Annotated in this window: 7 protein-coding genes; 4 read left to right on the top strand and 3 right to left on the bottom strand. The window is 53.4% G+C overall.

Features of this window, described 5'->3' with window-relative positions:
* Positions 1–394: 394 nt before the first annotated feature.
* Entirely contained in the window at positions 395–1,231 is an 837-nt protein-coding gene (locus RB620_RS29140) for a phytanoyl-CoA dioxygenase family protein (protein WP_308100553.1), read from the bottom strand.
* Between the two features lie 127 nt (positions 1,232–1,358).
* On the opposite strand from RB620_RS29140, the gene RB620_RS29135 reads away from it, so the two are divergent.
* The 4 genes from RB620_RS29135 to RB620_RS29120 all read left to right on the top strand — a co-directional run bounded on the left by RB620_RS29135 (position 1,359) and on the right by RB620_RS29120 (position 6,236).
* Positions 1,359–2,300 (top strand): helix-turn-helix transcriptional regulator, encoded by a 942-nt coding sequence (locus tag RB620_RS29135; RefSeq protein ID WP_308100551.1) that lies wholly within the window; start codon positions 1,359–1,361, stop codon positions 2,298–2,300.
* Between the two features lie 117 nt (positions 2,301–2,417).
* The gene (locus tag RB620_RS29130) at positions 2,418–3,089 is read left to right on the top strand and encodes a transcriptional regulator (RefSeq protein ID WP_308100559.1); all 672 of its coding nucleotides are present in this window, start codon (positions 2,418–2,420) and stop codon (positions 3,087–3,089) included.
* Positions 3,090–3,564: 475 nt separating this feature from the next.
* Complete coding sequence (katG, locus tag RB620_RS29125; protein ID WP_308100549.1) at positions 3,565–5,754, top strand: catalase/peroxidase HPI; 2,190 nt, start codon at positions 3,565–3,567, stop codon at positions 5,752–5,754.
* A 170-nt stretch (positions 5,755–5,924) separates the two neighbouring features.
* On the top strand, positions 5,925–6,236 hold the full coding sequence (locus RB620_RS29120) for a hypothetical protein (protein WP_308100547.1): 312 nt from the start codon (positions 5,925–5,927) through the stop codon (positions 6,234–6,236).
* A gap of 26 nt (positions 6,237–6,262) precedes the next feature.
* On the opposite strand, the gene RB620_RS29115 is transcribed toward RB620_RS29120, so the two are convergent.
* Both RB620_RS29115 and RB620_RS29110 read right to left on the bottom strand, forming a co-directional pair.
* Positions 6,263–7,717, bottom strand: a complete 1,455-nt coding sequence (locus RB620_RS29115; protein WP_308100545.1) for an arylsulfatase — start codon at positions 7,715–7,717, stop codon at positions 6,263–6,265.
* Positions 7,714–9,015, bottom strand: a complete 1,302-nt coding sequence (locus tag RB620_RS29110; RefSeq protein WP_308100543.1) for an alpha-L-fucosidase — start codon at positions 9,013–9,015, stop codon at positions 7,714–7,716. The genes RB620_RS29115 and RB620_RS29110 overlap by 4 nt, the downstream gene beginning before the upstream one ends.
* Positions 9,016–9,043 lie beyond the last annotated feature (28 nt).

Genomic DNA, 9,043 nt, shown 5'->3' with positions numbered 1-9,043 from the left:
CCACGGATAGCAGCGTGCCGACCGTCGCTCGCTTATTTGCTCCCGCGCCTAGTGTTTTGGTGGTGCAAAATGCAAGGGCTTGACTAAAACGTTCATAGCAACGGAACTCAGCGCTCTTAATTAGGGGATTATGAACCTATTCGGATTTCTAATGGAACAGAGAGCTCTTATTCTATTGAAAATAGCGTTTTTCAGGCTGAAAAACTTAATTAAGGCACCACACTTCCGTAAGATATTCAAATCGAACAAAATAAGCCGAATAACGTCGTCTGCTTCCGTTAGCTTCCGAGAGCAATCGCGTTCTGCTAGTTGGCCGCGCGCTATTCGATTCAAACGACCAAAAAAACCGAGCGGTTGCTCGGTTTTCTCATAGGATGCTGGCTCAACAAACTCTTTATCGTTTGAAAATGACCGGGAAATAATCATTCGCGAAAGCTTGCCCGTTGGTCGGTCTCGGTCCGAGCAATCGAACGTTGTCATGGCGCTGAATGCCCGCGCGGTAGCCGGTGCCGCCTTTCATCACATGCGCGACGATCGACAGGCGTGGATCGTTCGTCCGGTTCGGACCCGAGCCATGGAACGTAAGCCCGTGATGGAAGCTTGCCTGGCCTGCTTTCAGGATGCACGGCTCCTCGATCCAGTCGCGGCCTCCCGCGTATTTTTGTTTTAATTCCTCCATGTTCTGGTTGAAGAAAGAGTCGCTGTCCGGCACCAAGCCCCACTTGTGGGAGCCCAGAATCGTCATCATGCCGCCGTTCGTCAGATCCGTATCCTGGAGCGCGATCCAGACGGTAATCATATCGGATGAATTCGAGCTTTGCCAATAGCCGTAGTCCTGATGCCAACCGACGTTGCCCGCTTTGGTTGCTTTGTCCCCGATTCCCGGCTTATAGATGACTTGATCATGCCATAACCGGATTTCATCCGTCCTCAGCAAGTCGGCCGACAGCTCGCCTATGAACGGATCCGTCACGAGATTTCTGACCTCGTCGTTGATCCACCAGCCATTGTCCAGCTTCCGGAGCGCATCGGGATTATCGCTAAGCCGGAAGTGGTTCATCGGATAACCGTCCCCGTCGTAATCACCCGACCAAATACGTTCATGCGCCTTGCGCAATCGTTCGATCTGCTCGTCGTCGATCAGCTTCGGACTAATCCAATACCCGTCCCGCGTGAAAATTTCCTTATCCTGCTGCGTAATTTTATACTGTCGTTCGGCTTGTACAGTCATCTTAATGACCTCCTCTAGTCGTTTGTCATCAGCATAATCCAATATGCTGCGTTTGACGTTCGCGAGGGTATGAAGTAGGATTAGAAACATTCAGTTTGAACAGAAACATGAATGGGAGGAAATTAGCTTGGGGAAACATGCGAATGAAAACAAGGCAAATCCATCAGGCAAGCGTCACAGCGAAGCCGCAAGTGTTGCGCGTTGGACCTTCGATTCCGCCGCCGAATCTTCTATTCCGCTGGTACCGGAATTAATTATGTTGGGCAGCGATGAGCTGCGGAAGGCATCGCCGCTGTACGAGCATGAACACCCGGGATGTTATGAATTCGTTCTGATCGAACGCGGGAAGGCAAGCTGGGAGCTCGAAGGCGACATGTACGCGACGCAGGCTGGGGATTTGTTCCATTCCAAACCCGGCGAGAAGCATCGCGGCGGTTTTAACGCGATCGAACCTTGCAAATTCTGGTGGGTGATCTTCGAGGCGCCCCACGAAAGCGGCTGGCTTGGTCTTCGTACCGAAGAAATCCGGCATGTCGCGCAAGCGCTCGAACAACTGCCTCGCGTCAAATCCGTCGGCTTGCCGTCGGCGGACTCGTTCAGGAAATTAAAACAGGCGCTGACAACGCGCAACGATCTTCAAAGCGTAGCGGTGCGAACCGCTTTACTCGATACGCTGCTTGCCATGATCCAGCCGAAAATCGGGATGGGCGCGATCGCCTACGATTTGCTGCGGCAATACGACGAGTTTATCGCCAGAATGGGCCGCGAGCCGGAGTGGCGCCCTACCGTCGAACAACTCGCTGCAGCCGCGGGCGTCAGCGCGTCCCACTTCTATCGCACCTTCCAGGACTACACGGGAGAACCTCCGATCACGTTCGTCGAACGGCTCCGGGTGAAAGAAGCGTGTCGTCAGCTCTCCGAAAACACGGATTCGGTGACGGACATTTCGCACAGGCTTGGCTATCCGTCCAGCCAGCATTTTGCCACCGTATTCAAGCGCTATATCGGCTGCACGCCGACCCAGTGGCGTAAAGCGGGAACCCGCTTGATCGAATCGAACAAGGTATGATACATTGTAATCAAATTAAAGGTGTGAAGCACATGCCGCTTTGATACGGAGAGCTCTTAGGAGCAATGCCGTATGGAAGCGGCTTTTTGCATGTATCTATCGAATCGAAGGGAGAAGATGAGTTTGTTCGATGAAGTCTATTCAAAATGGCTTTCAAATCAAATTGCCGAGGAGAAGAACCCTAGAAGAAGGGAACTGCTGAATAAAGGATTAGGGCACGGAACTGTAACCTTTTTGCGCTCGATCTGGTTCCCTGCCATTGGAAATCTAGATCATTTGTATCCCGAGTACGAAGTTCGGGACTTTAACAACGGCTGCCGCTACCTTGACCTTGCCTATATGCCGCAAGGTTCCAAAGGCTGTATCGAGATTCAAGATTTCCGGACCCATGCCAGAGATATAGAGAGCGGTCGATTTAAGGATTTATGTATGAAACAAGCCTTGCTTGCACTTGACGATTGGCTATTCCTTCCTATCGCTTACCTGTCGATTAGAGACGATCCTGGTATCTGTAAGCAAATGACGCTCTCATTTGTCGGGAAATTCCTCTCCGCGACTGTTCCCTCCGAACTGGACTGGGCGGAAGCGGAATCGATACGTTTTGCAAGCCGGCTGATGCGCCCTTTCATGCCTCGAGAGCTTTCTGCGCATTTGCGACTATCGGAACGACATACCAGATCAATTCTTCATCGATTGGTTAACAAAAAATTATTCGTCGTCGCCAGCGGAGATCTACGATATCGCACCTATAGACTTGGGCAGGCGCCGAGAGCCATTGAGCTTTTCTAACGGCGGCCACAGCCGCTATTTACACGAAAACAATCGGTTTGAGATTCTAACGGAGATGAGCGCCTCTATTTATGATAAAATGGCCATTTTCCAGTGGAAAATAACCAGTTAAGGTAGCTCACTTCCGTTAGATTTTGAAAAGCATCCTTTTGAGCAATATAACGGCTTCTGCTTCCTTTAGATGTTAAATCTACGTAGCTTAGTCGGACAAACCTTCCCCCACATAGTGATGTTAGCTTATAGGCTACGAAGCTTGTTCCGATTACTCTGCAGGGACCGAATGGAATCGAAATCGGGGAGATGGAGCATACCGCCATCAGTTACACCCGCTCCGGATTAAATCCTGATGATGACGGCGTGAAGATTGCATGAAAGTTCATTTCAAACGTTGATTTCAGTCGCGATTGGCTTTATAAAAGGAGATAGAGCATATGAATACTATGCTACTTTATTTTAACGATTAGGAGATGAGAATATGGACGGCACGGTTTCCGCAAACGCAGGTAAATGCCCGTTTATGCACGGCAGCGCTACCAGTCACAAATCTACTGCTACATCAAATAGAGACTGGTGGCCAAACCAGTTGAACTTAAATATTCTTCATCAACATGACAGAAAGTCGAATCCTATGGGAGACGATTTCGATTATGCGGAACAATTTCAAAAATTGGACTATCAAGCGCTTAAGCAAGACCTTCGCGAGCTTATGACCGACAGCCAAGAATGGTGGCCAGCCGATTATGGCCATTATGGTCCGTTCTTTATCCGCATGGCTTGGCACTCCGCGGGTACTTATCGCACGGGAGACGGTCGCGGCGGCGCGGGCAGCGGCACGCAGCGTTTTGCCCCGCTTAACAGCTGGCCCGACAACGGCAACCTTGACAAAGCCCGTCGACTGCTATGGCCGATTAAGCAAAAATACGGCAACAAAATTTCTTGGGCCGACTTGATGATTCTTACAGGCAACGTCGCGATCGAATCCATGGGCGGCAAAACGTTTGGTTTTGGCGGAGGACGCGAGGACGTTTGGCATCCGGAAGAGGACATCTACTGGGGCAGCGAAAAAGAATGGCTTGGCGATAAGCGTTACAGTGGCGATCGGGAGCTGGAGAATCCGCTTGCCGCCGTTCAGATGGGTCTGATCTATGTCAACCCGGAAGGTCCTAACGGCAATCCGGATCCGGTCGCAAGCGGTCGCGACATTCGCGAAACTTTCGCGCGCATGGGCATGAACGACGAAGAAACCGTCGCGCTGGTGGCCGGCGGCCACACGTTCGGCAAAGCGCACGGCGCTGGCGATGCCGCTCTTGTCGGTCCGGATCCGGAAGCTGCTCCGATCGAAGCGCAAGGTCTGGGCTGGCTAAGCACGCACGGCTCCGGCAAAGGCCGCGACGCCATTACCAGCGGTGTCGAAGGCGCCTGGACGGCTAATCCGACGCAATGGGATAACGGATTCTTCGATATGCTGTTCGGCTATGAATGGGAGCTTACGAAGAGCCCGGCTGGCGCGCATATCTGGGCGGCTATCGATCCTGCCGAGGAGCATCTTGCGCCGGATGCGGAAGATGCATCCGTTCGCGTTCCGACCATGATGACCACCGCGGATATGGCATTGCGCATGGATCCGGCCTACGAGAAAATTTCTCGTCGTTTCCACGCGAATCCGGAAGAGTTCGCCGATGCGTTTGCTCGCGCTTGGTTCAAGCTGACGCATCGCGACATGGGTCCTCGCGCAAGATATCTTGGTCCTGAAGTTCCGGAAGAAGTTCTGATCTGGCAAGATCCTGTACCGGCTGCCGAATATGATTTGACAGACGCGGAAGCAGCCGAGCTGAAAGCCAAAATTTTGGCCACGGGACTTTCGGTCGGCGAGCTGGTCACCACGGCTTGGGCTTCGGCAAGCACGTTCCGAGGTTCCGATATGCGCGGCGGCGCCAACGGCGCCCGCATCCGTCTTGCGCCGCAAAGAAATTGGGAAGTGAATCAGCCACAACAACTTGATAATGTCCTTTCTATTCTGGAAGGCATTCAAGAGGATTTTGGCCAAAAAGTAAGCCTGGCTGATTTGATCGTATTGGGCGGCAGCGCCGCGATCGAGAAAGCTGCAAGCGATGCAGGCTTTAACATAACGGTTCCGTTCGCTCCGGGACGCGGCGATGCCGCGCAAGAGCAAACGGATGATGAGAGCTTCGCCGTGTTGGAGCCCAGCGTTGACGGCTTCCGAAACTATCAGAAAAAGCAGTATAGCGTAAGCCCTGAGGAGCTCCTGCTCGATAAGGCGCAGCTGCTGAACCTGACCGCACCAGAATTGACCGCGCTTATCGGCGGCATGCGCGTGCTGGGTACAAACTACGGCGGCACTCGTCACGGCGTATTCACGGATCGCGTAGGCACGCTCACGAACGACTTTTTCGTTAACCTGCTTGATATGAACGTAGCTTGGAAGCCAGTAGACGGAGGCGTATACGAAGGACGTGATCGCAAAACAGGCGAAGTCCTGCGTACGGCAACACGCGTGGACCTCGTATTCGGTTCAAACTCCATTCTGCGTGCCGTTGCTGAAGTTTATGCGCAAGACGACAACAAAGAAAAGTTTGTGCGCGACTTTGTAGCAGCCTGGGTAAAAGTCATGAATGCGGATCGTTACGATCTGAAGCGGAAATAATCATAAATCGTATAAAGAAGTAAAACAAAGAGCAGTATCCGACTACGGATGCTGCTCTTTGTCAATCCTTTGCTCTATTAACCCCAAACCACGGATAGGTGTTGCGTGAATGATGTGTATGGTTTTCCATGCACGTTCGGCCCGTTGCGCCACGAATCGGCGTCATGTGTATGATTTTCCATGCACGTTCAGCCCGTTACGCCACGAAATGGCGTCATGTGTATGGTTTTCCATACACATTCGGCCAGTTGCGCCCGGTTGGGCGTTTTGTGTATGGATTTCCATACACATTCGGCCCGTTACACCTCGGTTCTGGCAATGACGTCTCCCGTGACGGCCGGGTCGACATCGTATTCATCAATGAATTCCACATCCGTGCATTGCACGATGACGAACGTTCCGTCTTCTCGAAACCTCAATGGCTGTTTGATGAAAATAACACTCCATCACGTTTGCCTTTGTTTGAAGCAAGTCGCATGTGAAAGCGGATCGCAGGGAGCTTCTTCTCTCACATGCCAGAAGTGAGCAGCGATTTCGGCTGACGGCCGGCAACAAGGCTGCCCTCCGACACATATCCCTCTTCGCGACCCGTCAATTCCGCAATCACCCGTTCCCTCCACGCAATCAGCTTATCGCGCCATTCCGGGGAATGGGCCAGATTCGTTCTTTCCTCCGGGTCATGCGTCAGATCAAATAATTGTTCTTCGCCCGATTGCGAGAACCAAATATATTTCTCCACGCCATCGGTTGCGAACTGATGCGACAGCATCCCGTAGCTATGTTCGCCGTGGATGTAAGAGCGCCAATCCGTTTTTGCGCCCCTGCATAGCGGCAGCATGCTGCGGCCGTCGACCGTAACGGGAATCGGCGCTCCGGCGATGTCCAAAATCGTCGGCATCACGTCGCGCAGTTCGATGACTTCCGCCGCTTCGCTTCCTTCCCGGATGCCGAGCCTGCCTCCCGGATCGTTGATCATAAACGGCACCTTCGCGCTCCCTTCATACGGCAGCGCTTTCCGGAAGTAATGATGGTCGCCAAGCATCTCGCCGTGATCGGACAGGAACAGAACGACCGTATTGTCCCAGACGCCGTATTCCTGCAGCGCGTTCAATAATCGGCCGATTTGGGCGTCGATATGCGTAATCAACGCATAATAAGCGGCTTGGGCGCGATTCAGCCTGCGTTTGGGAATACGAGCGAAAGCCGTCGTCGGATCATGATCCTGCCTCTCCGCTGCGTCGAGGTCCACCCAATCCCCGATCGGACAATCCGGAAAGTCGAGGCCGTCGTACATGTCGAGATACGCTTGCGGCGGATCAAGCGGAGAATGCGGCCGGACGAACGACGTATACAAGAAAAAAGGTTTGCTTGGATCGCGCCGCCTCAAGAAGTCGATCGACTGCGTAACGGTCCAATTCGTCGGATGCAGTTCTTCCGCCAAATGCCACGGCCTAGCGATTGTCGAGGCGTTGCAATCCAGCCCGTTGTCGGTGATGTCCAGATGTGCGCCCGCGGTCTGCCGAAGCCAAGTCAAATAATCGTCGACCTGATCGAAATGGACATCGGCCGTATTGTTGTGTTTGCCGCGGTTATGATGCAGGTAGCCGTCATGCAGTACAACATTATGAAACCCGCATAAATGCCGAGCCGGATAGATATGCATCTTGCCGACGCACTGCGTATGATAGCCGGCAACCGCCAGTTCGCCTGCGATGGTATGCTCGAAACTCCACGGTACGCTATCCCGATAACCGACCCGGCCATGCGAGCGCTGGCTCATCCCTGTCATGAGCGCCGTTCTGGCGGCCACGCAAGTCGGCACGGCCGAATAGGCGTTGCGGAACAACGTGCCGCCCCGGGCCAAACGGTCCAAATTCGGCGTCTCGACGAGCGGATGGCCAAGTACGCTCAAACAATCGGCGCGCATTTGATCGACGGATAGGAGCAGAATGTTCGGCTTCATCCTTTATACCCGAGTATTGGCGATGTTGCCGCATCTCCCGAATAGTGGAAGGAAAGCTCGCGAATGACGGGGTCCCCGTTCCATTCCGTCACTTCCACGACGACTCCGGCAACGTTTATGGCCGGTATCCGGACGATCGCCTTGTGGCCGATGTTTCGGCCTTCGTACACGGTGACCGCCTTACGGGACTTGGCCGTAATAACCGAGACGCGGAATGCAATGACACGCTCGCCGCCTGTCAAATCCTCCTGAATGACGAGATGATCGAGCAAATGCGGTTCTTTCGCCACATATCTCCACTCCAGCCCATTCTGCTCGCATTCCGCCAGCGTCGCGATCGGATGGCCGAAGCGTCTTCTAATTTCTTCGCCGAAGCGGGCGAGATGTTCCGCATCTTTGCCCGGAAGCAGACCTTCGCGGTCCGGGCCGATATTCAGCAGCAGATTGGAACCGCGGCCGACGGATAGATAGTAGAGACCCATCAGTTCGTCCACGCTCTTGACCATATGCTCGTCTTCATCGCTGTAAAACCAGCTGATTCGGTTATTCCGCATCTGCACGTCGCATTCAGCCGGCAGCCACAACCGGCTGCCTAACCGCTCTTTCTCCTCGGTAAAAATCGAGAAATCGGTTGCGTCGGTCTCGTTCCAGCAAGGAATCGGCGCCACCCCGTCCTCGTTGCCGATCCAGCGGAAATCGGGATCTCCCATATTAAAGATCAGGATGCCCGGCTGAAGACGGCGGATCTCGCCGATTATCCGGTTCCAATCGTACGTATGATCCTCGGAGCCGCAGCCGTCGAACCATAGAATATCGATCTCGCCGTATTCGGTCAACAGCTCCGTGATTTGATTCACGAAATAATCGTCATAGGCTTTGGCATCCTGCGTGTAGAAATCGGCCGACCCGTCGTAAGGCGAATAATAGAGACCCGGCTTTATGCCGTACTTGCGGCAAGCGTCGACGTGCTCGCGCACGACGTCGCCTTTGCCTTCCTTCCAAGGCGACGCTTCGACCGTAAAATCGCTGTACTTCGACGGCCAGTTGGAGAAGCCGTCATGATGTTTCGCCGTTAACACCGCATAGCGCATCCCCGCTTCCTTGGCGGTTCGAATCCACTGTTCGCAATCCAAGCCTGCCGGGTTGAAAGCGGAGGGCGTCATCGGCCGCTCGTCAAAATCGGCGTACCCTTCATAGTAAGTGCGCAAGCCGAAATGCAAAAACAACCCGAATTCCCAATCCTGATAGGCCAACTGCTTGGTCGTTGGAACGATTCTTTGCTCCGTTTGCATGCTCATATCGCCTCTCTTCTCTTTATTCCCTTAC

The organism is Paenibacillus sp. LHD-117 (assembly GCF_030929555.1).
In the GTDB taxonomy this organism is placed as follows: Bacteria; Bacillota; Bacilli; order Paenibacillales; family Paenibacillaceae; genus Pristimantibacillus.
The sequence above is the reverse complement of the archived record's forward strand: the minus strand, read 5'-3'. Positions and strand labels throughout refer to the sequence as shown.

Coding starts and splice junctions, on each gene's coding strand:
- RB620_RS29140 (WP_308100553.1), bottom strand. CDS start 1,231: ATGACTGTACAAGCCGAACGACAGTATAAAATTACGCAGCAGGATAAG.
- RB620_RS29130 (WP_308100559.1), top strand. CDS start 2,418: ATGAGTTTGTTCGATGAAGTCTATTCAAAATGGCTTTCAAATCAAATT.
- katG (WP_308100549.1), top strand. CDS start 3,565: ATGGACGGCACGGTTTCCGCAAACGCAGGTAAATGCCCGTTTATGCAC.
- RB620_RS29120 (WP_308100547.1), top strand. CDS start 5,925: ATGATTTTCCATGCACGTTCAGCCCGTTACGCCACGAAATGGCGTCAT.
- RB620_RS29115 (WP_308100545.1), bottom strand. CDS start 7,717: ATGAAGCCGAACATTCTGCTCCTATCCGTCGATCAAATGCGCGCCGAT.
- RB620_RS29110 (WP_308100543.1), bottom strand. CDS start 9,015: ATGAGCATGCAAACGGAGCAAAGAATCGTTCCAACGACCAAGCAGTTG.